Here is a 23,167-nt window from a genome sequence, read left to right on the forward strand (position 1 = left end):
CGCACTCATGAACAAAAGCCGCCGATTATAGCGATCCCCCCGCGAAGACGCTCGGGTATACTTCGCCATCCTTTACAAAAGCACTGGAACCGACCCTCGATGCCGAACACTGCCGCTGCGCTCGACCTGTTATTGCTGCCGACCTGGCTGGTACCCGTCGAACCCGCTGGTGTTGTCCTCAAAGAGCACGGCCTGGGCATTCGCGATGGGCGCATCGTGTTTATCGGCCCACGAGCGGCTGCGCTGAAGCTTAACGCAACCGAAGTTCGTGAGTTGCCGGACATGTTGCTCAGCCCCGGCCTGATCAATGCCCACGGGCATGCGGCGATGACACTGTTCCGGGGCCTGGCGGACGATCTGCCGCTGATGACCTGGCTGGAAAACCACATCTGGCCCGCCGAAGCCAAGTGGGTCGACGAAGATTTTGTACGCGATGGCACCGACCTGGCGATCGCCGAGCAGATCAAAGGTGGCATCACCTGTTTCTCTGACATGTATTTCTTCCCGAAGGTTGCCAGCGAACGTGTCCATAACAGTGGCATACGCGCACAAATCGCCATTCCGATCCTCGATTTCCCGATTCCAGGGGCCAGCACGGCGGACGAGGCCATTCGTCAGGGCGTCGAATTGTTCGGCGATCTCAAGCACCACGAGCGGATCAAAGTCACGTTCGGCCCCCATGCGCCCTACACCGTGGGCGACGAAAACCTGGAGAAAATCCGGGTGATCGCCGAAGAACTGGACGCCTCGATTCACATGCACGTCCATGAAACCGCGTTCGAAGTGCAGCAATCGGTCGAGCAGCGCGGCGAGCGCCCCCTGGCCCGACTAGGCCGCCTGGGATTGCTCGGCCCGCGCTTCCAGGCCGTGCACATGACCCAGATCAGCGATGAAGACCTGGTGCTGCTGGTAGAAAGCAACACCAATGTGATTCATTGCCCGGAGTCCAATCTCAAGCTGGCGAGCGGCTTCTGCCCGGTCGAGCGTCTTTGGCAGGCCGGCGTCAATGTCGCCATCGGTACCGATGGCGCGGCCAGCAACAACGACCTCGACTTGCTCGGCGAAACCCGCACTGCCGCGCTGTTGGCCAAGGCTGTCGCTGGCTCGGCCACTGCGCTGGACGCCCATCGCGCACTGCGCATGGCCACCCTCAATGGCGCCCGTGCGCTGGGGATCGAGACTGAAACCGGTTCGCTGGAAGTTGGCAAAGCCGCGGACATCGTCGCGTTCGACCTCTCGGGCCTGGCGCAGCAACCGATCTACGATCCGGTTTCGCAGCTTATATACGCCACCGGCCGCGACTGCGTGAAACATCTGTGGGTCGCCGGCAAACAATTGCTCGACGACCGTCGCCTGACTCGCCTGGACGAGGAGCAGCTCTGCGCCACCGCCAAGGCCTGGGGTCAACGCATCAGCGGCCACACCGAACAGTAAGCCTCCCCGGACTGACTTCCGGGGCAACAGGATTTTTCAAGTTTTAGAGGACTTAAACCATGAGCAACGTCGACTACGCCGAAATCGCCAAATTCGAAGCCCTGGCCCATCGCTGGTGGGACCGCGAAAGCGAGTTCAAACCGCTGCACGACATCAACCCGCTGCGGGTCAACTGGATTGACGAACGGGTCAACCTGGCCGGCAAGAAAGTCCTCGATGTGGGCTGCGGTGGCGGCATCCTCAGCGAAGCCATGGCTCAGCGCGGCGCCACCGTCATGGGCATCGACATGGGCGAAGCGCCGCTGGCGGTCGCGCAATTGCATCAGCTGGAATCCGGCGTGAGCGTCGAGTACCGGCAGATCACCGCCGAAGCGCTGGCCGAGGAAATGCCTGAGCAGTTCGACGTGGTCACCTGCCTGGAAATGCTGGAGCACGTGCCGGATCCGTCCTCGGTGATCCGCGCCTGCTTCAAAATGGTCAAACCGGGCGGCCAGGTGTTCTTCTCCACCATCAACCGCAATCCGAAGGCGTATCTGTTCGCCATCATCGGTGCCGAATACATCATGAAGCTGCTGCCACGGGGCACTCACGACTTCAAGAAATTCATCCGCCCTTCCGAGCTGGGTGCCTGGAGCCGCCTGGCCGGCCTGACCGTCAAGGACATCATCGGGCTGACGTACAACCCGCTGACCAAGCACTACAAACTGGCGGCCGATGTGGACGTCAACTACATGATCCAGACCCTGCGCGAGGAGTAAGCCGATGCGTATCAGAGCAGTCCTTTTCGACATGGACGGCACGCTGCTCGACACCGCGCCGGACTTCATCGCCATCTGCCAGGCGATGCGCGCCGATCGCGGCTTGCCGCCGGTGAACGACAAGCACATCCGCGACGAGATTTCCGGCGGGGCCAAGGCGATGGTCGCCGTGACCTTCTCCATGGACCCGGAATCACCGGGTTTCGAGGAATTACGCCTGGAGTTTCTGGAGCGTTACCTCGCCGGTTGCGCGGTTCACAGTAAACTCTTCGACGGCATGGGCGAACTGCTGGTCGACATTGAGAAAGCCAACCTGATCTGGGGCGTGGTCACTAACAAGCCGCTGCGCTTCGCCGAGCCGATCATGCAGCAGCTTGGCCTGGCCGAGCGCTCGGCGCTGCTGATCTGCCCGGACCATGTCAAGAACAGCAAGCCGGACCCTGAGCCATTGATCCTGGCGTGCAAGATGCTCGACCTGGACCCGGCCAGCGTGCTGTTTGTGGGCGATGACCTGCGCGATATCGAGTCCGGTCGCGATGCCGGCACCAAAACGGCTGCAGTGACCTACGGCTACATTCACCCGGACGACAACCCGCGGCATTGGGGGGCGGATGTGGTGGTGGATCATCCGCTTGAGTTGCGCAAGGTGCTCGATAGCGCTCTTTGCAGCTGCTGAGTACCGCAGATTTTGTGGCGCGGGAGCTTGCTCCCGCTGGGGCGCGAAGCGCCTCCTCTATCTACAAACGCATTCTGTCAGGCGCACCGTATCTGGTGATTTACGACTGCTTTGCAGTCGAACGCGAGCAAGCTCCCTCGCCACAGTTTCGGTGCCCGCCTTTGTGTTGAATTGTTGTGAGGTTTCTTATGTTTGATTATTCCGCCCGCCCTGAATTGCTCAAGGACAGGGTCATCCTGGTTACCGGCGCAGGTCGCGGCATTGGCGCTGCGGCGGCGAAAACCTACGCAGCCCATGGTGCAACCGTACTGCTGCTGGGCAAGACCGAAGCCAATCTGACTCAGGTCTATGACGAAATCGAAGCCGCCGGGTATCCACAGCCTGCGGTGATACCGTTCAACCTGGAAACCGCGTTGCCTCATCAATACGATGAGCTGGCCGCGATGATCGAAACAGAGTTCGGCCACCTCGACGGTTTGCTGCATAACGCGTCGATCATTGGTCCGCGCACGCCGATCGAGCAGCTGTCCGGCGAGAACTTCATGCGCGTCATGCACGTCAACGTCAATGCCATGTTCATGCTCACCAGCACCTTGCTGCCGCTGCTCAAGCTGTCCCAGGACGCTTCGGTGGTGTTCACCTCCAGCAGCGTCGGTCGTAAGGGTCGCGCGTACTGGGGCGCTTATGGCGTGTCCAAGTTTGCCACCGAAGGCCTGATGCAAACCCTGGCCGACGAAGTCGACACCGTGGCGCCGGTGCGCTCCAACAGCATCAACCCGGGCGCTACCCGTACCAGCATGCGCGCCCAGGCATACCCGGGTGAAAATCCGCTGAACAACCCTACGCCCGAGGAGATCATGCCGGTCTACCTTTACTTGATGGGTCCGGACAGCACTGGCATCAACGGCCAGGCTTTCAACGCACAGTAACAACCGCACGTCGCTTTTTGTACCGCGCCGGGTTCCCGGCGCGGCCCTGAAAGCACCCCGCAAGTGCAGTGGTTTAAGTCAATACGCCGCCGCTCTTTCTGCCTGAAACCCTTCAGAAATCCTTCAACTTGTTGATTTTCAAGGATTTTTATTCAAAGGAACTCATTGGCATGACTTTCGCTCTAATTTTGCTCAGACACGCCGTGTGAAAGCAATCGGGCGGACGCCTCAGTCGATAGGTTACTTATATTCGGCAAAGCGGACTAAACTTGCGCCAAATGTCCTACGGGACTGATGGACCAGTATGACGCGCAGCCCAAAGCCGCTCTCACCCAGCCTGTAAGACAGCCTTACTGCTTAGGGGCTCACGCCATATGAAATCACCATCCCAGACCAACGCAATTGACTTCGACAGCGCCAAATTGCAACGCCTGGGCTTTGGTCAGCAACCTCCCATTCTGGAGCGGCCATTCAGCCTTGCACAAGTGCGCCAGCAACTTGGCCAGCAACTGCAGACCAGTCTTGAGCCACAACGCATTCTCGGACTTTTCTTCCGCGAGATTCAACGCCTGGTGCCGCTGGATGCGCTGACTTATCAGCACTCGGCCAGCGACTTGCGTCTGGAATTCGGGCATCGCGGCCACCATTCCGTCACTTACAGCCTCAGCCATGAAGGCGAGAACCTGGGTGAACTGGTGTTCCGCCGCAATCAGCGATTCAGCGACCACGAACAAGGCAATCTGGAATCGCTGCTGTCCACGCTCCTGTTCCCGATGCGTAACGCCCTGCTCTACCGCGCGGCGACGCAAAGTGCACTGCGCGATCCGTTGACCGATACCGGCAACCGCATCGCCATGGATCAGACCTTAGAGCGTGAAATCGAGATGTCGCGACGCCACTTGATGCCGTTGTCACTGCTCATGCTGGACATCGATCACTTCAAAAACGTTAACGATAATTTTGGCCACAGTGCGGGCGATGACGTACTCAAGAGCGTCGCAGCCTCGATCAAGAACCAGCTACGCAATGTGGACATGGTGTTCCGTTTTGGTGGCGAAGAGTTCCTGATCCTCCTGTCCAACACCAGTCGGGAAGCCGCCGCCATGGTCGGCGAAAGACTGCGGTTTGCGGCACAGGCGCAGAGTTACAAAGCCGATGGCAATCAGATCGAGCTGACGGTCAGCCTGGGTTGCTCGACCCTGCTGCCCGGCGAATCGGCCGATAGTTTGTTGCGTCGGGCCGACAGCGCGCTGTATGTCGCCAAGCGCGAAGGGCGTAACCGGTTGGCCATGGCGGGTTAATCCTTCAACTGAGCCACATAACTAATGTGGCAGTGGCGGTGCGGCGAGCAACTCGGATCGCCGCACCGCCGCTCCCACATTTTTTTGCCTGTAATACCTATGGATCAGCTTTCGGCCAATGCCATGCGCTCACGCGCGACCGGAGCCTTTTCAGAGTGTTCCAACTGCATGCAGCGCTCCAGGAACAAGTGCATGTAGTCGTAACTCTTGCAGACCGCCTGGCGCAATTCCACTTGCAGGGATTTGCTCGGGTTCAGGCCCGCCAATGTGCAGATGATTTCAAGCGCTTCCCAGGGATGGGCATCATCGTACTGAGCGTGCATCTTCAACCACTTCATGGCCCGCTTGCGATCTTCCTCCGGGAACGCGGCCGCGTAGACACCATTGGAACAGACCAATGCCGACCACTCTCCGGTCGCACCTTCGATGGCATAGTTGGTCGCGGCAATGGCGACAATCAGCGAATCCGCCGAACTGGTGTGCCAGCACCAGTGGCTCAAGGCGTGAAGTTCAGGTGCAACGTGTTGCGCCTGCAAATCTTCCAGGCTGACCCCATGGGCCCGACTCCAGTTAACCCAGTAATCGGCATGGTTAAGTTCGACACGAATGTTACGCATCAACCAACGACGCGCCATGTCTTCACCGGGGTGGCGGGCAAAACGAGTCTTGGTCAGGTTTTGTGCCATATATAACGCGAACTGTTCAACGACGGGCCAGCCACCAATAAGGTACTGCCGCATGGTTTTTGCGCCGAGCTTATTGTCTCGCATGCGCTGATACAGTTCGTGTTCGACAACCCGGCGCTTACTCTCGCTGCAGTCCTTGATGAGCTGTTGCGCCCATGCGGGATAACTTGCAGCTTCCATGAGTGGTCCGGTTCGGTTGAATGTGTCGATCACTGTCGGGCTCCTTTTGATTGTGATTGTTAGGATCAGCAAGAGATTTCAACGGAACGTGCCGGGCGCCTTGAATAACAAAGGTTGAGGCCTGGCAGGACGACTTTGCAAACTATCGCAGGTAAACAGATGCGGGCGTTCAATGACATACCCTTGAGCGAAGTCGACCCCGATCTCCAGCAATGCCTGCTCGATCTGGGGTGTTTCTACAAACTCGGCAATCGTGCGCTTACCCATGACATGGCCGATGTGATTGATCACTTCTACCATGGCGCGGTTAATCGGGTCGTCCAGCATATCCTTTACGAAACTTCCATCGATCTTCAAGAAGTCTACAGGTAAATGTTTCAAGTAGGCGAATGAGGACATACCGGCGCAGAAGTCATCCAACGAAAAGTGACAACCTAAACCTTTGAGTTCATTGATAAATCTAATTGCACTTCCCAAATTGGAAATTGCACTGGTCTCTGTAATTTCAAAACAAATCATTTCAGGTGGAATGGACCATGCAACAAACTGTTCCCTCAGGAAGTCCAGAAACGCGTCATCTCCGATAGTAGTGCCTGACAGATTAATCGCACACATGGCCAAAGGACCTTTGCGCTCTTCGGCAATACATTGGGCAATGATCTTAAAGACGTTCTGCACCACCCAACGATCAAGTGCGGTCATCAGACCATAACGTTCGGCAGCCGGAATAAAACTGTCCGGTAATATCATGCGCCCGGCTTCATCATGTAGACGCAACAGGATTTCTATATGCCCGCCGCCGTGTTCGGTATGACCAAGGGGTGCGATTTCCTGGGAATACAGGCAAAAGCGATCCTCTTCCAGGGCCATGTGCAGGCGCTGTACCCACGCCATCTCACCGAAACGCAGGGACAGTTCCGAATCATCGGCGTTATACACCTGAACACGGTTACGCCCTTTTTCCTTGGCCATGTAACAGGCCATATCGGCAGCACGCAGCGAGGCTTCGAGGGTGGTCGGGGTTTGCGCGATATGAACCATCCCGATGCTCACCGTTGTGACGAATGGCCGGCCTTTCCACACAAAGTGCAGGTTCTGCACGGTATGGCGCAGGCTCTCGGCAATTTTCTCGGCCGCTTCCGGCGGACAGTCTTCCAGCAAAATCCCGAACTCGTCGCCACCCAGCCGGGCCAGCGTGTCACCTTCGCGCAAGCCTGATTGCAACAGCGCGCAGATATGCCGAAGCAGTTCGTCACCCGCCGCATGGCCGCAGGTATCGTTGACCAGTTTGAACTGGTCCAGATCGAGGAACATCAAGGCGTGGCGCCCAGAGTATCGGGTCAGGTTGTGCAGCGCCTGCTCCAGGCGATACTCGAACTCGCGACGATTGGCCAGCCCGGTCAAGGCGTCGTGGGTCGCCTGCCAGGACAGATTGGCGATGTACTGGCGCTCCTGAGTCATGTCATGCAACACCAGCACGGCGCCACTGACCTTGTCGGCGTTGCGGATCGGCGCCCCGACCAGGGTGACCGAGACGGTGCTGCCGTCAAGGCGCTGGATCAGTTTGGAATGCTCGCTGGCGCCGCTGAGCTGACCGCTCAATATGTGCTCGATCAAGGTAAAGCCGTCAGCCTGAGCGTTGTCATCCAGCAGATTGAACAAGGCCGCCAGCGGCAAGCCGATGGCCTGCTCGCCCTTCCAGTGAGTCAACGCCTCGGCCGCCGGGTTCATGTAGGCGATCGCACCGTCGACATCCGTGGTAATCACCCCGTCGCCAATGGATTGCAGGGTGATCTGCGCCCGGTCTTTCTCCAACTGCAAGGCCTCGGCAAAGGCATGGCGCTGTTTGAGCAGTTTGTGGGTACGCATCAACGCTAACGCAATCAAGCCCAGGGCCGTGGCCAGGTTCGTGACCAGCAGCAGGCGCAGAATCAAGCGCGAGCCCTCGCCCAAGGCATCGCTGAAGGCAGTGGCGGCAGGCGTCACACCATCGTTGATTGCAAAAATCTGGTCTTTCCAGCGTTTGATGTCGGCGTCCGACGCCTGATTTTCGGTAATGCGCCGGTGCATCTCTTGGGCGACGTTATCGAGTTGCACCAGATACGCGTCACCCACCGTCCAGCGGTCGATGGCTTTTTCAAGGTAACTGAAATGCCTGAAATTGAGGTACAGCCAGATCACGCTGGAGACGTCGTCGGGATGATTGCCCCCCTTGAGAATCGCCACCCGTGCGGCTTCGATATTCGGTGGCTGATGATCCAGCGCCACGCGCAACTCGTGACCACCCTGGGGTACGGCAATGGCGTTCTGGTACTTGAGGAAAATGGCCTCGTCGCGACTGTCCGCGTAGAGATTGAGGTAATAGATGGCGTCCTTCTGGCCCTTGGACCACAGGCTCTCCCCGGCCACATAACCGCGAACTGCCGAAAGTACATAGAGACTGACCCCGCCCAACAGCGCTTGAAATAGCACTACGGCAATAAATGGCCAGACGATGCCCAATAACCTAGGGGTTCCGAGAGTCCGCTTTTGCTTCATGAGGTCCCTTGTATTAGCACTGCCAGATCATCATCCAACGTGATCGCTACAGCTAGACTAGGGTGCGTATTCGATCCCGGCAAGCCAGCGCCCGTATTTTGCATGCACTTGCCGCAAACCTGACGCGGGCTGTCACTAATGCTGCTGTAAATGGCCATAAAGCTTGGCGTACAACCCACCTTCGGCAATCAGTTGCTGATGGTCACCATCCTCGGCAATTTGCCCGCCGTCGAACACCAGCACCCGATCAGCCTGTTTCACCGCCGACAACCGATGCGCAATGATCAGCGTGGTGCGGTTGCTCAAGAACCGCGCCAGCGCCAGGTGCAGGTTGTATTCGGTGGCAGCGTCCAGCGCCGAGGTGGCCTCGTCGAGAATCACCACCTTGGGTTCGGCCAGCACCATCCGCGCAATCGCCAGCCGTTGCCGCTGACCACCGGACAAGCGCACGCCAGAGCGTCCGACAATGCTGTCCAGACCATCAGGCAATTCTCGAACCGTTTGGTTCAGCTGGGCAATCTCCAGCGCTTGCCAGCAGGCCTCGTCGCTGCGTATACGGCCCATCGTCAGGTTGGCGCGAACGGTATCGTTGAACAGCGCGGGGTGTTGCAGCACCACGGCGACGTTTTCGCGCACGGTCTCCAGGCCGATCTCCTGCTGGGTCGAGCCACCGAAGCGGATAGTCCCGGCAAGGGGCGTGTACAACCCCAGCAGCAACTGCACCAGGGTGCTCTTGCCGCCACCGCTGGCACCGACAATCGCCACTTTTTCACCGGGGGCGATGGACAGGTCCATCTGGTTCAACACCAACTCGTCGCCGTATCCGAAACTCAAGCCCTGGACTTCGATGCCCACGGTGTCCCGCCCCTGAAACGGATCGACACCGCCGGGGTATTGCGGCTCATCGTCGCGGGCCAGCAACTCGTTGATCCGCGACAGCGCACCGCCGGCGGCGTAATAGGCGTATTGCAAATTGAGCAGTTGCTCGACCGGACCGATCATGAACCACAGGTAGCTGAACACCGCCAGCATCTGCCCGATGGACAAGTCGGAGAACAACACGGTGAGCATCGCCGCAGCACGGAAAATATCGATGCCGAACTGGAACAGCAAGCCACTGGCACGGTTCGACGCATCGGTCTTCCACTGTGAGGTCACCGCATAATCGCGCACTTCCCGGGCCCGCTGCCCCAGACGCCCGAGGAAAAACCCCTGTCGGTTGCCCGCACGCACTTCCTGGATCGAATCGAGGGTTTCGGTCAGGGCCTGGGTGAAACGCGAGGTGCTGTCATTCTCGAGCTTCTTCAGGTGCTTGACCCGCTTGCCCAGTTGCACCGTGGCGTAGATCACCAGCGGATTGAACAACATGATCAAAAGCGCCAGCTTCCAGTGCATCCAGATCAGAATGCTTGCAGTGCCGACCAGCGTCAGCATCGCCACGAGGAATCGACTGAGTGTCTCGCCGACAAATTTGTCCAGCGTGTCCAGGTCCGTGACCAGGTGCGTGGTCACCGTGCCGCTGCCCAGGCTTTCGTATTCGCCCAGGGAAATACGCTTGAGCCGTTCGATCAGCCGTATGCGGATGCGATACACGATGTCTTTGGCCAGCGCCGCGAACAACTTCGCCTGCACCACGTTGAACAGCAAGGCGCCGCAGCGCAGCAACAAGGTCACCAGCAGCATCAGGCCGATGTAGCCCGCCGCTTTCTGCCAGCCTTCCGGCAACGCGTGGTTCATGATTTTCAGCGCGGAATCGCCATGCCCCAGCAGCACTTCGTCCACCAGCAACGGCAGCAGCAACGGAATCGGCACGCTGCACAGGGTGGCCAGCACCGCCACGCCATTGGCGATCCACAGGGATTTTTTATGGTGAAGGGCCAGCCGCCGGATTTCAGCCCAACTCAGCCGATCGACACGCTTTGGAGCTGGCGTGTCATCGGGCAGGTCATGCACAGGCAGCGCGCTCCAGCCAACGACCGAGCAATGGCGACAATTCACTCAAGGGTTGATAGCCATTGGTCAGCAGCGCCAGTTGCCCGCTACGTTCGGCCAACAGCGTTGGGAATCCGGCGATGCCGAGGTCCTGGACCCAGGTGAAATCGGCAGCAGTCGCGGCGTGCTGATCGGCACGGTCGAACGCAGCCGCAAACTCGATGCGCGGCAGGCCGGCTTTCTCGGCCAACTCGACCAGGACACTGGCGTGGGTGACGTCTCGGCCTTCGGCATAGAACGCGTGCTGAATGAGGCCGAGCAGTTTCCACGCGCAATCCGGCGCCAGGCTACGCGCGGTCACCAACGCCCGGCAGGCAGGCTCGGTGTCGTAGACAAAACCGTCAGGCAATGCGCCTTCGGCCTTGAACGGTTGGCCGGTGGCCTGGGTGACGGCTTGCCAATGCTCAAGGATGTAGCGCCGGGTAGTCGGTTCCAATGCGGAGCCGCTGCCGGTGCGCAAGCCGCCCACCACCAGGTGCACGTCCACCCCTGCGGCCTGCGCCTGCTCGACCAGCGCGTTGGCGACGGGCGCAAAGCCCCAGCACCAGGAACACATCGGGTCCATCACATAGAGCAGGCGTTGGGCAGACATGGTTCAAGCCTCTGAAGGAGTTTGCTTGTAGTTGTAGCCGATCGGGTGAGGCAGGTTGCGCGCCTTGGCCAGTTCGATCTGCTTCTGCCGATCAATGGCGCTGCGACGGGTTTTCTCGCTCAGCGTATCCCAGCAATGCGGGCAACTGATGCCGGCCACGTAATGCTCGGACGTGCGGTCTTCGACGCTTACCGGCGTACGACAGGCATGACATTGATCGTAGTCGCCTTCGCTGAGGTCATGGCGCACGGTCACGCGGTTGTCGAACACGAAGCAGTCGCCCTGCCATTTGGTTTCTTCCTGCGGCACCTCTTCAAGGTACTTCAGGATACCGCCCTTGAGGTGATAGACCTCGTCGAAACCCTGGCTGAGCATGTAGCTAGAGGCCTTCTCACAACGAATGCCGCCGGTGCAGAACATCGCGACTTTCTTGTGCACGGCCGGGTCGAAGTGGGCTTTGATGTAGTCGGGGAATTCGCGAAAACTGGTGGTTTTCGGGTCGATGGCGCCTTCGAAGGTGCCGATCGAAACCTCGTAGTCGTTGCGGGTGTCGATCAACAGCACTTCAGGGTCGCTGATCAGCGCATTCCAGTTCTGTGGATCGACGTAGGTGCCGACCTGTTTGTTCGGGTCCACGCCTTCGACGCCGAGGGTGACGATTTCTTTCTTGAGCTTGACCTTGGTGCGGTAGAACGGCTGGTCGTCGCAGTACGACTCTTTGTGGTCGATGTCGTCCATGCGCGGGTCGTTCTTGAGCCAGGCCATCAGCCCGTCTATACCTTCGCGGCTGCCGGACACGGTACCGTTGATGCCTTCTTCGGCGATCAGCAGCGTGCCCTTGATGCCATTGTCGACCATGGCTTGCAGCAGTGGCTCGCGCAGGGCAACGTAATCTTCCAGAGTGACGAACTTATACAGTGCCGCCACGACAATCTGTTGTGTCATGGGTGTTTCTCCAGGTGGCTACCCTCGCAAAGGGTGAACCGGAATAAAAAAAACGCGCCGGGTGAGCGGCGCGTTGGGCAGTCTATCAAAAATAAGTGCTTCTGTAGGAGCAAGGCTTGCCCGCGAAGGCGATCTTGAGGACGCCTTCGCGGGCAAACCTGGCTCCTAGCTGCCGCCAGCGCAGGTTGGCGAGGCCGGGGCCGCGTCGATCTGTGCCCATTCTTCAGGCGTGTAGGTATGCAACGCCAACGCATGGAACTCGCCCATCAGCTCGCCGAGCGTACCGTAGACTTTCTGGTGACGCTTGACGCGGTTGAGCCCTTCAAACTGCTGGCTGACCACCACCGCCTTGAAGTGGGTCTGCAACCCACGGCTGTGCATGTGGCTTTCATCCAGCACTTGCAGATGCTCGGGCTGTAACAAGCCCAGCGTCGATTCGATGCGTTGTTGCATGGTCATACCGGGCTCCGCTTAAGGCTTTTTCTTGGCTGGAGCGGCGGCGCCTTTAGGCTCCAGCTCGGCAGTCATGTCAGCCAACAGCTTGTTGACCACAGGCACCGCGCTTTCCAGCTTGGCTTGAGTCATCTGGGCCGACTGCTGAGTCAGCTGCGGCATTTTTTCCAGGACTTTCTTGCCCAGTGGCGACTTGTAGAACGCGACCAGGTCTTTCAGCTCGGATTCGCTGAAGTTGGTGGTGTAGAGCTTGACCATGTCTGGCTTCAGCTTGTTCCAGCCAATGGCTGCGTCCAGAGCGGCGTTGGCCTTGGCTTGATAGGTTTCCAGCAGGGCTTTTTTCGATTCAGGGGCTTTGGTCTGTTCAAAGCGCTGAGCGAACATTTGCTGCACTTGCATGTACACCGGAGTGCCCAATTTGTCAGCGTGCGCCAGGGTCAGGAAAGCTTCGGCACTGGCGTTGTGGCTGGCGGTATCGGCAAAAACAGGGCCGCTGGCGCAAACCAGTGCAACCGCGGTACAGATGGCACGAAGACGAGTCATCGAGTTTCCTTTTCTAGCAGGCGAGGTAAAACCCCAAGGGCGACCATTCTGCGCCTAAAAAAGTGTGTCACTCAACCCCAAGCCTTGTCAGGCCTGAATTAGAGGGGGCGAACGGTCAAAAAACAGACTGATGGAACCACGGCCGGCGATCACGGCCTAAACTGCGCTATCGACCTACAGGAGTGTGCAAGATGAGCCGTATCGAAACCGACAGCCTTGGCCAGGTGGAAGTCCCGGATGAGGCCTACTGGGGTGCTCAAACGCATCGCTCGCTGATCAACTTCGCCATTGGCAACGAACGCATGCCCCTGGCCGTGCTGCACGCACTGGCCCTGATCAAGAAAGCCGCGGCGCGGGTCAATGACCGCAACGGCGACCTGCCCGCCGACATCGCCCGCCTGATCGAACAGGCCGCAGACGAAGTGCTCGACGGCAGCCACGACGACCAGTTCCCGCTGGTGGTCTGGCAGACCGGCAGCGGCACCCAGAGCAACATGAACGTCAACGAAGTGATCGCCGGCCGCGCCAACGAACTGGCCGGCAACCCGCGTGGTGGCAAGACCCCGGTTCACCCCAATGATCACGTCAACCGCTCGCAAAGCTCCAACGACTGCTTCCCGACCGCCATGCACATTGCCGCCGCCCAGGCAGTGCAGCAGCATTTGCTACCGGCAATCAGTGAACTCTCCGGCGGCCTGGCCGAGTTGGCGGCGCGGCACATGAAACTGGTCAAGACCGGCCGCACCCACATGATGGACGCCACGCCGATCACCTTCGGCCAGGAACTCTCGGCGTTCATCGCGCAACTGGATTACGCCGAACGGGCAATCCGCAGCGCACTGCCGGCGGTCTGTGAACTGGCGCAGGGCGGCACCGCGGTTGGCACCGGGCTGAACTCACCCCACGGTTTTGGTGAAGCGATCGCTGCGGAGTTGGCGGCCCTTTCCGGCCTGCCGTTCGTTACCGCGCCGAACAAGTTCGCCGCGCTGGCCGGCCATGAGCCGCTGACCACCCTGTCGGGCGCGCTGAAAACCCTCGCCGTGACCCTGATGAAAATCGCCAACGACCTGCGTCTGCTAGGTTCCGGGCCGCGTGCAGGTTTTGCCGAAGTGAAACTGCCGGCCAACGAACCGGGTAGCTCGATCATGCCGGGCAAGGTCAATCCGACCCAGTGTGAAGCGCTGTCGATGCTGGCGTGCCAAGTCCTGGGCAACGACGTCGCCATTGGTTTTGCGGCGAGTCAGGGGCACTTGCAACTGAACGTGTTCAAACCGGTGATCATCCACAACCTGCTGCAATCGATCCGCCTGCTGGGCGATGGCTGCAGCAACTTCCAGCAGCATTGCATCGCCGGCCTGGAACCGGACGCGGCGAAAATGGCCGAGCACCTGGAGCGTGGGCTGATGCTGGTGACCGCGCTGAACCCGCATATCGGCTACGACAAATCGGCAGAGATTGCCAAGAAGGCTTACAGCGAGGGGCTGACCTTGCGAGAGGCGGCATTGCAGCTGGGGTATCTGACGGATGAAGAGTTTGATGCGTGGGTAAGGCCGGAGAATATGTTGGAAGCGGGCGCCAAGGGCTGAGTGTGTAGCGCCTGACAATCAGCCATCGCGAGCAGGCTCGCTCCCACAGGGGGCCGCATTCTTCTGATAGAACTCGGTTAAATGTGGGGGCGAGCCTGCTCGCGAAGAACGATAACGCGGTTCAACCTGCGGCTATCCGTACTCGCCGCGCCCTGAGCCCGGCAATCAACGAAGGCCCCAACGCCACCAACGCCGACCCCACCACCACCAACACCGCCCCGCCATACCCCAGGCCATTGATCGTCTCGGCATGCACATATTCCGGCCATGCCCACGCGGCCACGGCCACTGCGCCAAACGTCACCAACGGTGTTATCGCCAGCGTCGCACTCACCCGCGAAGCTTCCCAATGGGCCAGCGCTTCGGCAAAGGCGCCATAAGCGATCAAGGTGTTCATGCAGCACGCCAGCAATAACCAGCCTTGCAACGGGTTCAACTGCAGCGCCTCCAGCGGATGCACCCAAGGCGTCAGCAACAGCGCGCAGAACAGGTAGATCACCATCATCACCTGCAACGAATTCCACACCGTCAGCAATTGCTTCTGCCCCAGTGCGTAAAACGTCCAGACCGTCGAAGCCAGCAGCACCAGCAACACGCCGGCGGTGTAATCGGTCAGCGAGGTCAACAGCTCGGCCAGACGTTGATTAAAGAACAGCGCAAAACCGATCAGCAGCACCAGCAGACCAATCCCCTGCCCCACACTGAACCGTTCCTTGAATACAAACAGGCTGGCGATCAGCAACATGATCGGGCCCATCTGCACCACCAGTTGCGCGGTGCCGGGGCTGAGCAGGTTCAGGCCCATCAGGTACAACACGTAGTTGCCGACCAGGCCAAGCACCGCCATCAACACCAGCCAGCCACCGCGCGGGCCGAGGACTTTGCGACTGGGCAGGCGCCTGGTCGCCGCCAGATAAATGAACAGGCAGCCACCGGACACCGTCAGGCGAAACCAGGTCACCGTCACCGGGTCCATCACCAGCAGGACTTGCTTGAGTTTGATCGGCAGGATTCCCCACAGGACTGCGGTCAGCAAGGCCAGGAACAGACCGTAAACCCAGCGACCGGATGAAATGTGCATGCGAACCCCAAAGCCAGATGGCAAGAAACACCATTCTAGGCGCAGACCTCGGCGCGACACAGGGACAGTTGGCGACGGGCCGCGAATGAAACTGTGCAGGTCGCACCATTAATCTGGCGAAGTGCCGCCGATCAGTTGGTCAGGCGCCGCAAGTGGTTCATGCATAAGCTCATTGGATCCGCTAACCGGAACATCCCTCAGGAGACCGCCATGTACGGCAAGCGCGCCCAGGACAACGCCCCCGCCACGCACTTTCGTTGCGACCGGGTGTGTCGTGTGAATGGAGAACTATTTTTCAGCACCCGGGAAAACACGCTGGAGGGGCCGTTTGATAATCCGCAGGCGGCTGCGCGGGAGATTCAGGCTTACATCGCGCGGATGCAGCTTGTGAGTCTAGATCGATAGACCGAGGTGCTGCCATCGCGAGCAGGCTCGCTCCCACAGGGTTCTGATGCGCGCCATAGATCCAATGTGGGAGCGAGCCTGCTCGCGATAGCGGTTAATCAGGCAACAGAAGTCTTGCGGACTTAGCGCACCGCTTCGAACAACCCCGTCGCCCCCATCCCGCCACCCACGCACATGGTGACCACGCCATATCGCAAGTTGCGCCGCTGCAACTCACGCACAATGTGCCCGACCTGACGCGAGCCGGTCATGCCGAACGGGTGGCCGATGGAAATCGAGCCGCCATTGACGTTGTACTTGTCGTTATCGATTTCCAGGCGATTGCGGCTGTACAGGCACTGCGACGCAAACGCTTCGTTGAGCTCCCACAGATCAATGTCAGCCACCCGCAAACCCTTGGCCTTGAGCAATTTCGGCACCGAGAACACCGGACCGATGCCCATCTCGTCCGGTTCGCACCCGGCCACCGTGAAACCACGGAAGAACGCCTTGGGCTTGAGACCCAGCGCCAGGGCTTTTTCCAGGCTCATGACCAGCGTCATCGAAGCGCCATCGGACAATTGCGACGAGTTACCCGCCGTGACCGAACCGTCTTCGGCAAATACCGGTTTCAGCCCGGCCAGGCTTTCCAGCGTGGTGTCCGGGCGGTTGCAGTCGTCGCGGTCGACGATCCCGTCGAGGATCTGCACCTGGCCGGTGACCTTGTCTTCAACCCGATACTTCACCGCCATCGGCACGATTTCATCATCGAACAAACCAGCGGCCTGAGCCTGGGCCGTACGCAGCTGACTCTGCAGGGCATACAGATCCTGTTCCTGGCGACTGACGTCGTAACGACGTGCAACGATTTCAGCAGTCTGGCCCATCGGGAAATAGAGGCCCGGCACCTGCTCTTTCAGAAGCGGGTTGATCAGGTGGTCGGTGTTGACGCTTTTCATGGTCAGGCTGATCGACTCGACGCCACCGGCCACGATGATGTCGCTGCAGCCCGACGCGATCTGGTTGGCGGCGATGGCGATGGCCTGCAAGCCCGACGAGCAGAAACGGTTGAGGGTCATGCCTGCGGTGCCGATACCCAGGCGTGACAACACCGCGACGTTGCGACCGATGTTGTAGCCCTGGGCGCCTTCGTTGGAGCCCGCACCGACGATGCAATCCTCGACACTGGCCGGGTCGATGCCGGTGCGCGCCAACAAGGCATCGACGCAATGCGCCGCCATGTCATCCGGACGGGTCTGGTTGAACTTGCCGCGAAAGGATTTGGCCAGGCCGGTCCGCACGCTGTCGACGATCACCACTTCACGCATGGCATACCTCATTGTTGTTATCGGTTGGGAGTGGACCGAGCATAAGTCCACCCCATAACCGACCGCGACAATCATTCACCCCGCGTATGCGTAACCATCGGCTCACGACTTGCGTTTTTTGGCCTTCTTGTCGTGCTTGTCTGATTTTTCGAACGCGGCTTCCAGCGCCAGGTTGATCGTGCGCAGGACCTTGACCCGGGCCCAGCGCTTGTCATTGGCCTCCACCAGCGTCCATGGCGAGATTTCCGTGCTGGTGCGGTCAACCATGTCGCCGACGGCCGCGCGGTAAGCGTCCCACTTGTCCCGATTGCGCCAGTCGTCTTCAGTGATCTTGAAACGCTTGAAGGGAATGTCTTCACGGGATTCGAAACGCTCCAGTTGCGTTTCCTTGTCGATGGCCAGCCAGAACTTGACCACGATGACGCCCGATTCGGAAATCTGCTCTTCGAAATCGTTAATCTCGCTGTAGGCCCGCAGCCAGTCAGCGGGCGGACAGAGCTCTTCGACGCGCTCGACCAATACCCGGCCATACCACGAGCGATCGAATACGGTGAATTTGCCCTTGGCCGGAATGTGCCGCCAAAAGCGCCACAAATACGGTTGCGCCCGTTCTTCCTCGGTGGGCGCGGCAATCGGCACAATGCTGTACTGACGTGGATCGAGCGCCGCGGCCACGCGCCGGATTGCACCGCCCTTACCCGCAGCGTCATTGCCTTCGAACACTGCGATCAAGGCGAATTGGCGCATGCGCTTGTCACGCATCAGGCCCGAGAATCGCGCCTGCTCGGTAATCAGTTGTTCTTCGTAATCTTCCTTGTCCAGACGCTGGCTCAAATCGAGGCTGTCGAGCAGGTTGAGCTGATCGACATGGATCGGCAGCGGCGCAGCGTTGACCTTGGCGGGATGGATTCTGGATCGTTTCAAGGCACTTTGCAGGCCTTCGAGCAGGATTTTTCCAACCGCCAGACTGCGGTAATGCACATCCACGCCTTCAATCACGTGCCAAGGCGCATAGTCGCGGCTGGTGCGACGCAACACGCGCTCGCCGTACTTCACGAACTTGTCGTAAGTCCGGGATTGTTGCCAGTCCAGCGGACTGATGCGCCAGCTGTGCAAAGGGTCGTCGGCGAGTGCCTTGAGGCGCGCCTTCATCTGCTTCTTGGAGAGGTGAAACCAGAACTTGAAAATCAGCGCGCCTTCGTCGCAGAGCATCTTTTCAAAGCGCTCCGACTGGTTGATCGCCTGATCCAGTACCGCGTCCTTGAACAGTCCATGGACCCGGCCCTGGAGCATCTGGCTGTACCAGTTGCCGAAGAAAATCCCCATGCGCCCCTTGGCCGGGAGCATCCGCCAGTAGCGCCAGGCCGGAGGTCGCGCCAGCTCTTCATCGGTCTGCTGATCGAAAGTGCGGACTTCGATAAGACGCGGGTCCATCCATTCGTTGAGCAACTTGACCGTCTCGCCCTTCCCGGCGCCTTCAATGCCGTTGATCAGGACGATCACCGGAAAGCGCTTTTGCTGTTGAAGTTCGAACTGCGCTTCGAGCAACGCTTCACGCAGTGCCGGTTCTTCAGCGTCGTAGGTTTCTTTGTCGATGGCGTGACCGATTTCAGCAGATTCGAACATGGACGACTCCCTTTCCTGATTGCGCCAAGACTAGCGGATTGGGCTGTCCGTCATCACAGAAAATTCCTTGGCGGTCGGCTTTTTGTGGCGATTGCCTGCGGCACCACTACCCGACACTGCCATGGATCAGGCATCACCACCTCGATCAGCTAGAATGGCCGCCTTGCCGTTGCCGAGCCTGCCATGAAACCTGTATTGCCTCACGCCCAACTCGACTGGGACGACCAGGGTCGCCCGTATTCGCGGGTGTTCGACGATGTCTATTTTTCGGACAAGTCAGGCCTTGAAGAAACCCGCTACGTATTTCTCGAACAGAACGGTTTGCGTGAACGCTTCGCCGCGTTGCCCGACGGCGGTCGACTGGTCATTGGCGAAACCGGTTTCGGTACCGGGCTTAACTTCCTCTGCGCCTGGCAGTTGTTCGAACAGCACGCCGTGGCCGATGCGCGCCTGCACTTTATCAGTGTCGAAAAGTACCCGCTGAGCCAGCCAGACCTGCAGCGTGCGCTGGCTTTGTGGCCGGAGCTCAAGCCGTTTGCCGATCAATTGCTGGCGCAATACGTGGCGATCCATCAAGGCTTCCAGCGAATGGTCTTGGACAACGGTCGTGTGACCCTGACGTTGCTGATCGGCGATGCGCTGGAGCAATTGCCGCAACTGGACGCGCAGGTTGATGCGTGGTTTCTCGACGGTTTTGCCCCGGCGAAAAATCCCGACATGTGGACCGCCGAGTTGTTTGCCGAACTGGCTCGGTTGGCAGCGCCCGGCTCGACCATTAGCACGTTCACCAGCACCGGTTGGGTGCGCCGTCTGTTGAACGCGGCGGGCTTCAAGATGAAGCGCACGCCCGGCATCGGTCACAAATGGGAAATCCTGCGCGGTGTGTTTCTGGGCTGGCCTGCAGAAACCCCCACGCCTGTCGTTGCGAAACCCTGGTTTGCCCGCCCAACGCCGTTGACCGGCGAACGTCACGCCTTGGTGATTGGCGCAGGACTGGCCGGTTGCGCCACCGCCGCCAGCCTGGCGGCACGGGGCTGGCAAGTCAGTTTGCTGGAGCGCCACGCTGCGCTGGCACAGGAAGCGTCGGGCAATCCACAGGGCGTGTTGTACCTCAAGCTCTCGGCCCATGGCACGGCCTTGTCACAGTTGATTGTCAGTGGTTTCGGTCACACCCGGCGTTTGCTTGAGCACTTGCACCGAGGCGTCGACTGGGACGATTGCGGTGTGCTGCAACTGGCCTTCAACGCCAAGGAAGCCGAACGTCAGGCACAACTGGCGGCGGCGTTTCCCGAGGATTTGCTGCACACACTCGATCAGCAACACGCGCAGATCCGCGCGGGCATCGCGTTGCAATCGGGTGGCCTGTTTTACCCAGAAGGCGGCTGGGTGCATCCGCCCGCCCTGTGCGCATGGCAAGCGGCGCATCCGAATATCCGGTTCCTGCCCCATCACGATGTACTGGAACTGCGTCGTGCCGAAGGGCAATGGCAAGCGTGGGAGGGTCACAAGCTGCTGGCCAACGCAGCGGTGGTGGTGCTGGCCGGCGCCGCCGAGATCAAGCGTTTCGACTTCAGCAGCGACTTGCCGCTCAAACGGATTCGTGGACAGATCACCCGCCTGCCCCAAACACCTGCAAGCCAGAGCCTGAGCACCGTGGTATGTGCCGAAGGTTATGTCGCGCCGGCCCGCCTGGGTGAACACACCCTGGGTGCCAGTTTTGATTTCAACAACGACGACCTGACGCCCACCACGGCCGAGCATGCCGGCAACCTGCAGATGCTCGAAGAAATCTCGGTGGATCTGGTCGCCCGACTCGGCGCAGAGGCCCTGCGACCCGAGGCACTTGAAGGTCGCGCGGCGTTCCGCTGCACCAGCCCCGACTACCTGCCAATTGTCGGCCCTTTGTCTGACCGCCAGGCCTTCGCCGACGCCTACATCGCCCTGAGCAAGGACGCCCGGCAAACGCCAGACACCCCATGTCCATGGCTGGACGGTTTGTACGTCAACAGCGGCCACGGCTCACGAGGGCTGATTACCGCGCCGTTGTCAGGCGAGTTGCTCGCGGCCTGGCTCGACAACGAACCGCTGCCATTACCCAGAGCCGTGGCCGAGGCGTGCCATCCGAATCGTTTCGCTTTGCGGCGCCTGATTCGGGGTAAATGAATCCGCATTCTTACGGTTTAATCGATCGATCTATCGCGTGCGGACCGGCGTTTTCGGCTGAAGGCGCCTCCCTGCACATTCCCCCTTATTACTTATCGATCTAAAACTCCCACGATCCCACCGGGTCAGTTTCTGAGTACCCGCCGTTTTTGGCGGGTATCGATTGACCCTCCCCAACGGAAAAACCGGTAAGGACTTTATGTGCGGATTAGCTGGCGAGTTACGCTTTGATCATCAACCTGCGGACCTTGCAGCCGTTGAACGAATCACCCATCACCTGGCCCCTCGTGGCCCTGACGCGTGGGGCTTCCACAGCCAGGGGCCGATTGCCCTGGGCCACCGTCGCCTGAAAATCATGGACCTGTCGGACGGCTCGGCGCAGCCGATGGTCGACAACCAATTGGGTTTGTCCCTGGCCTTCAATGGCGCGATCTACAACTTCCCGGAACTGCGCACCGAACTGGAAAGCCTCGGTTATGCCTTCTATTCCGGTGGTGACACCGAGGTGCTGCTCAAGGGTTATCACGCCTGGGGCGAGGCACTGCTGCCGAAACTCAATGGCATGTTCGCCTTCGCGATCTGGGAACGCGACGCCAAGCGCCTGTTTATCGCGCGTGACCGTCTCGGCGTGAAGCCGCTGTACCTGTCGCGCACCGGCCAGCGCCTGCGCTTTGCCTCGGCGCTGCCGGCGTTGCTCAAAGGCGGCGACATCAACCCGATCCTCGATCCGGTGGCACTCAATCACTATCTGAATTTCCACGCCGTGGTCCCGGCACCGCGCACCTTGCTGGCCGGCATCGAAAAACTGCCACCGGCCACCTGGATGCGCATCGAAGCGGACGGCACCACTGAGCAGAAAACCTGGTGGACCCTGCCTTACGGCCCACACGCCGACGAGATGAACCTGACGCTCGAAGACTGGCGTGACCGTGTACTCGACAGCACCCGCGACGCGGTGGCGATCCGTCAACGTGCGGCCGTGGACGTCGGCGTACTGCTGTCGGGCGGTGTCGATTCGAGCATGCTGGTGGGTCTGTTGCGTGAAGTCGGCGTGGAAAACCTGTCGACCTTCTCTATCGGTTTCCAGGATGCCGGCGGCGAACGTGGTGATGAGTTCCAGTATTCGGACTTGATCGCCAAACACTACAACACGCAGCACCATCAACTGCGCATCGACGAAAAAGAGATCATCGAACAACTGCCCGCGGCGTTCCGCGCCATGAGCGAGCCGATGGTCAGCCATGACTGCATCGCCTTCTACCTGCTGTCACGGGAAGTGGCCAAGCATTGCAAAGTGGTGCAGAGCGGCCAGGGCGCGGACGAGTTGTTCGCCGGCTATCACTGGTACCCACAAGTCGATGGCGCCGCCGATCCGTACGCGGCCTATCGCGATGCGTTCTTCGATCGCAGCTACGAGGATTACGCCGCCACCGTGCAACCGAAATGGCTGACGGCCAATGACGCTGCCGGTGACTTCGTGAAGGAACATTTCGCACAGCCCGGCGCCGAGGCGGCGGTGGATAAAGCCCTGCGTCTGGACAGCACGATCATGTTGGTGGACGACCCGGTCAAACGTGTCGACAACATGACCATGGCCTGGGGCCTGGAAGCGCGCACACCGTTTCTCGACTATCGCCTGGTGGAATTGTCGGCCCGGGTGCCGGGCAAATTCAAACTGCCGGACGGTGGCAAGCAAGTCTTGAAAGAGGCTGCTCGACTGGTCATTCCAAGCGAAGTGATTGACCGCAAGAAAGGTTACTTTCCGGTGCCGGGTCTCAAGCATTTGCAGGGCGATACGCTGAACTGGGTGCGCGAACTGCTGCTCGATCCAAGCCAGGATCGCGGCCTGTTCAACCCGGCCATGCTCGACCGCCTGCTGACCGATCCGCAAGGCCAGCTGACCCCGTTGCGCGGCTCCAAGCTGTGGCAATTGGCGGCGCTGAACCTGTGGCTCAGTGAACAAGGAATCTGA

The 23,167-nt window shown here is 59.7% G+C and carries 19 protein-coding genes; 9 read left to right on the top strand and 10 right to left on the bottom strand.

Annotated elements, in window-relative coordinates; translation table 11 throughout:
• The first annotated feature begins 99 nt into the window (after positions 1–99).
• From FHL16_RS07870 to FHL16_RS07890, 5 genes are all read left to right on the top strand, one after another.
• Positions 100–1,434 (top strand): TRZ/ATZ family hydrolase, encoded by a 1,335-nt coding sequence (locus tag FHL16_RS07870; RefSeq protein ID WP_077747958.1) that lies wholly within the window; start codon positions 100–102, stop codon positions 1,432–1,434.
• A gap of 59 nt (positions 1,435–1,493) precedes the next feature.
• Positions 1,494–2,192 (top strand): bifunctional 2-polyprenyl-6-hydroxyphenol methylase/3-demethylubiquinol 3-O-methyltransferase UbiG, encoded by a 699-nt coding sequence (gene ubiG / locus FHL16_RS07875; RefSeq protein WP_077747959.1) that lies wholly within the window; start codon positions 1,494–1,496, stop codon positions 2,190–2,192.
• A gap of 4 nt (positions 2,193–2,196) precedes the next feature.
• Positions 2,197–2,868 (top strand): N-acetylmuramic acid 6-phosphate phosphatase MupP, encoded by a 672-nt coding sequence (gene mupP / locus FHL16_RS07880; protein ID WP_077747960.1) that lies wholly within the window; start codon positions 2,197–2,199, stop codon positions 2,866–2,868.
• 188 nt (positions 2,869–3,056) lie between these two features.
• Positions 3,057–3,797 carry a YciK family oxidoreductase gene (locus tag FHL16_RS07885; protein ID WP_077747961.1) on the top strand — a complete coding sequence of 247 codons (741 nt, stop codon included), beginning with the start codon at positions 3,057–3,059 and terminating at the stop codon, positions 3,795–3,797.
• 374 nt (positions 3,798–4,171) lie between these two features.
• Positions 4,172–5,098 (top strand): GGDEF domain-containing protein, encoded by a 927-nt coding sequence (locus tag FHL16_RS07890; RefSeq protein ID WP_077747962.1) that lies wholly within the window; start codon positions 4,172–4,174, stop codon positions 5,096–5,098.
• Between the two features lie 104 nt (positions 5,099–5,202).
• Here FHL16_RS07890 and FHL16_RS07895 read toward each other — a convergent pair whose 3' ends face one another.
• From FHL16_RS07895 to FHL16_RS07925, 7 genes are all read right to left on the bottom strand, one after another.
• A complete protein-coding gene (locus FHL16_RS07895; RefSeq protein WP_370654439.1) occupies positions 5,203–5,964 on the bottom strand; it encodes a TenA family transcriptional regulator in 762 nt (253 codons plus the stop codon).
• Positions 5,965–6,042: 78 nt separating this feature from the next.
• On the bottom strand, positions 6,043–8,502 hold the full coding sequence (locus FHL16_RS07900) for an EAL domain-containing protein (protein WP_077747964.1): 2,460 nt from the start codon (positions 8,500–8,502) through the stop codon (positions 6,043–6,045).
• A 135-nt stretch (positions 8,503–8,637) separates the two neighbouring features.
• A complete protein-coding gene (locus FHL16_RS07905; protein ID WP_077747965.1) occupies positions 8,638–10,455 on the bottom strand; it encodes an ABC transporter ATP-binding protein in 1,818 nt (605 codons plus the stop codon).
• A complete protein-coding gene (locus FHL16_RS07910) occupies positions 10,448–11,050 on the bottom strand; it encodes a DsbA family protein (RefSeq protein WP_172792624.1) in 603 nt (200 codons plus the stop codon). Before FHL16_RS07910 ends, FHL16_RS07905 begins: the two co-directional genes overlap by 8 nt.
• Positions 11,051–11,089: 39 nt before the next feature.
• The gene (gene trhO, locus FHL16_RS07915) at positions 11,090–12,031 is read right to left on the bottom strand and encodes an oxygen-dependent tRNA uridine(34) hydroxylase TrhO (RefSeq protein ID WP_010461707.1); all 942 of its coding nucleotides are present in this window, start codon (positions 12,029–12,031) and stop codon (positions 11,090–11,092) included.
• Between the two features lie 165 nt (positions 12,032–12,196).
• Positions 12,197–12,490, bottom strand: a complete 294-nt coding sequence (locus tag FHL16_RS07920; RefSeq protein ID WP_010461708.1) for a BolA family protein — start codon at positions 12,488–12,490, stop codon at positions 12,197–12,199.
• A 12-nt stretch (positions 12,491–12,502) separates the two neighbouring features.
• The gene (locus tag FHL16_RS07925) at positions 12,503–13,027 is read right to left on the bottom strand and encodes a DUF2059 domain-containing protein (protein ID WP_010461709.1); all 525 of its coding nucleotides are present in this window, start codon (positions 13,025–13,027) and stop codon (positions 12,503–12,505) included.
• Between the two features lie 191 nt (positions 13,028–13,218).
• Between FHL16_RS07925 and FHL16_RS07930 the strand changes: the two genes are divergently transcribed.
• The gene (locus FHL16_RS07930) at positions 13,219–14,613 is read left to right on the top strand and encodes a class II fumarate hydratase (protein ID WP_077747967.1); all 1,395 of its coding nucleotides are present in this window, start codon (positions 13,219–13,221) and stop codon (positions 14,611–14,613) included.
• A gap of 121 nt (positions 14,614–14,734) precedes the next feature.
• Here FHL16_RS07930 and FHL16_RS07935 read toward each other — a convergent pair whose 3' ends face one another.
• Positions 14,735–15,694, bottom strand: coding sequence for a DMT family transporter (locus FHL16_RS07935; protein WP_010461711.1), 960 nt, complete (start codon positions 15,692–15,694; stop codon positions 14,735–14,737).
• Between the two features lie 210 nt (positions 15,695–15,904).
• Here FHL16_RS07935 and FHL16_RS07940 point away from each other — a divergent pair, with 210 nt between their 5' ends.
• Complete coding sequence (locus FHL16_RS07940) at positions 15,905–16,099, top strand: DUF6316 family protein (protein ID WP_077747968.1); 195 nt, start codon at positions 15,905–15,907, stop codon at positions 16,097–16,099.
• Between the two features lie 122 nt (positions 16,100–16,221).
• Here the strand turns inward: FHL16_RS07940 and FHL16_RS07945 are convergent, their stop codons facing one another.
• Positions 16,222–17,406, bottom strand: a complete 1,185-nt coding sequence (locus tag FHL16_RS07945; protein WP_077747969.1) for a thiolase family protein — start codon at positions 17,404–17,406, stop codon at positions 16,222–16,224.
• A gap of 102 nt (positions 17,407–17,508) precedes the next feature.
• Positions 17,509–19,032 (bottom strand): polyphosphate:AMP phosphotransferase, encoded by a 1,524-nt coding sequence (pap, locus tag FHL16_RS07950; protein WP_077747970.1) that lies wholly within the window; start codon positions 19,030–19,032, stop codon positions 17,509–17,511.
• 183 nt (positions 19,033–19,215) lie between these two features.
• Here pap and mnmC point away from each other — a divergent pair, with 183 nt between their 5' ends.
• Together mnmC and FHL16_RS07960 are read left to right on the top strand one after the other, a co-directional pair.
• The gene (mnmC, locus tag FHL16_RS07955; protein WP_077747971.1) at positions 19,216–21,195 is read left to right on the top strand and encodes a bifunctional tRNA (5-methylaminomethyl-2-thiouridine)(34)-methyltransferase MnmD/FAD-dependent 5-carboxymethylaminomethyl-2-thiouridine(34) oxidoreductase MnmC; all 1,980 of its coding nucleotides are present in this window, start codon (positions 19,216–19,218) and stop codon (positions 21,193–21,195) included.
• A gap of 199 nt (positions 21,196–21,394) precedes the next feature.
• The gene (locus FHL16_RS07960) at positions 21,395–23,167 is read left to right on the top strand and encodes an N-acetylglutaminylglutamine amidotransferase (protein WP_010461733.1); all 1,773 of its coding nucleotides are present in this window, start codon (positions 21,395–21,397) and stop codon (positions 23,165–23,167) included.

The sequence above is a fragment of the Pseudomonas sp. FSL W5-0299 genome, from assembly GCF_005930655.1.
Taxonomy (GTDB): Bacteria; Pseudomonadota; Gammaproteobacteria; order Pseudomonadales; family Pseudomonadaceae; genus Aquipseudomonas; species Aquipseudomonas mandelii.

Bases quoted from the DNA above. Each gene is read 5' to 3' on its own strand.
- FHL16_RS07870 (WP_077747958.1), top strand. From the start codon at position 100: ATGCCGAACACTGCCGCTGCGCTCGACCTGTTATTGCTGCCGACCTGG.
- ubiG (WP_077747959.1), top strand. From the start codon at position 1,494: ATGAGCAACGTCGACTACGCCGAAATCGCCAAATTCGAAGCCCTGGCC.
- mupP (WP_077747960.1), top strand. From the start codon at position 2,197: ATGCGTATCAGAGCAGTCCTTTTCGACATGGACGGCACGCTGCTCGAC.
- FHL16_RS07885 (WP_077747961.1), top strand. From the start codon at position 3,057: ATGTTTGATTATTCCGCCCGCCCTGAATTGCTCAAGGACAGGGTCATC.
- FHL16_RS07890 (WP_077747962.1), top strand. From the start codon at position 4,172: ATGAAATCACCATCCCAGACCAACGCAATTGACTTCGACAGCGCCAAA.
- FHL16_RS07895 (WP_370654439.1), bottom strand. From the start codon at position 5,964: ATGGAAGCTGCAAGTTATCCCGCATGGGCGCAACAGCTCATCAAGGAC.
- FHL16_RS07900 (WP_077747964.1), bottom strand. From the start codon at position 8,502: ATGAAGCAAAAGCGGACTCTCGGAACCCCTAGGTTATTGGGCATCGTC.
- FHL16_RS07910 (WP_172792624.1), bottom strand. From the start codon at position 11,050: ATGTGTTCCTGGTGCTGGGGCTTTGCGCCCGTCGCCAACGCGCTGGTC.
- trhO (WP_010461707.1), bottom strand. From the start codon at position 12,031: ATGACACAACAGATTGTCGTGGCGGCACTGTATAAGTTCGTCACTCTG.
- FHL16_RS07920 (WP_010461708.1), bottom strand. From the start codon at position 12,490: ATGACCATGCAACAACGCATCGAATCGACGCTGGGCTTGTTACAGCCC.
- FHL16_RS07925 (WP_010461709.1), bottom strand. From the start codon at position 13,027: ATGACTCGTCTTCGTGCCATCTGTACCGCGGTTGCACTGGTTTGCGCC.
- FHL16_RS07930 (WP_077747967.1), top strand. From the start codon at position 13,219: ATGAGCCGTATCGAAACCGACAGCCTTGGCCAGGTGGAAGTCCCGGAT.
- FHL16_RS07935 (WP_010461711.1), bottom strand. From the start codon at position 15,694: ATGCACATTTCATCCGGTCGCTGGGTTTACGGTCTGTTCCTGGCCTTG.
- FHL16_RS07940 (WP_077747968.1), top strand. From the start codon at position 15,905: ATGTACGGCAAGCGCGCCCAGGACAACGCCCCCGCCACGCACTTTCGT.
- FHL16_RS07945 (WP_077747969.1), bottom strand. From the start codon at position 17,406: ATGCGTGAAGTGGTGATCGTCGACAGCGTGCGGACCGGCCTGGCCAAA.
- pap (WP_077747970.1), bottom strand. From the start codon at position 19,032: ATGTTCGAATCTGCTGAAATCGGTCACGCCATCGACAAAGAAACCTAC.
- mnmC (WP_077747971.1), top strand. From the start codon at position 19,216: ATGAAACCTGTATTGCCTCACGCCCAACTCGACTGGGACGACCAGGGT.
- FHL16_RS07960 (WP_010461733.1), top strand. From the start codon at position 21,395: ATGTGCGGATTAGCTGGCGAGTTACGCTTTGATCATCAACCTGCGGAC.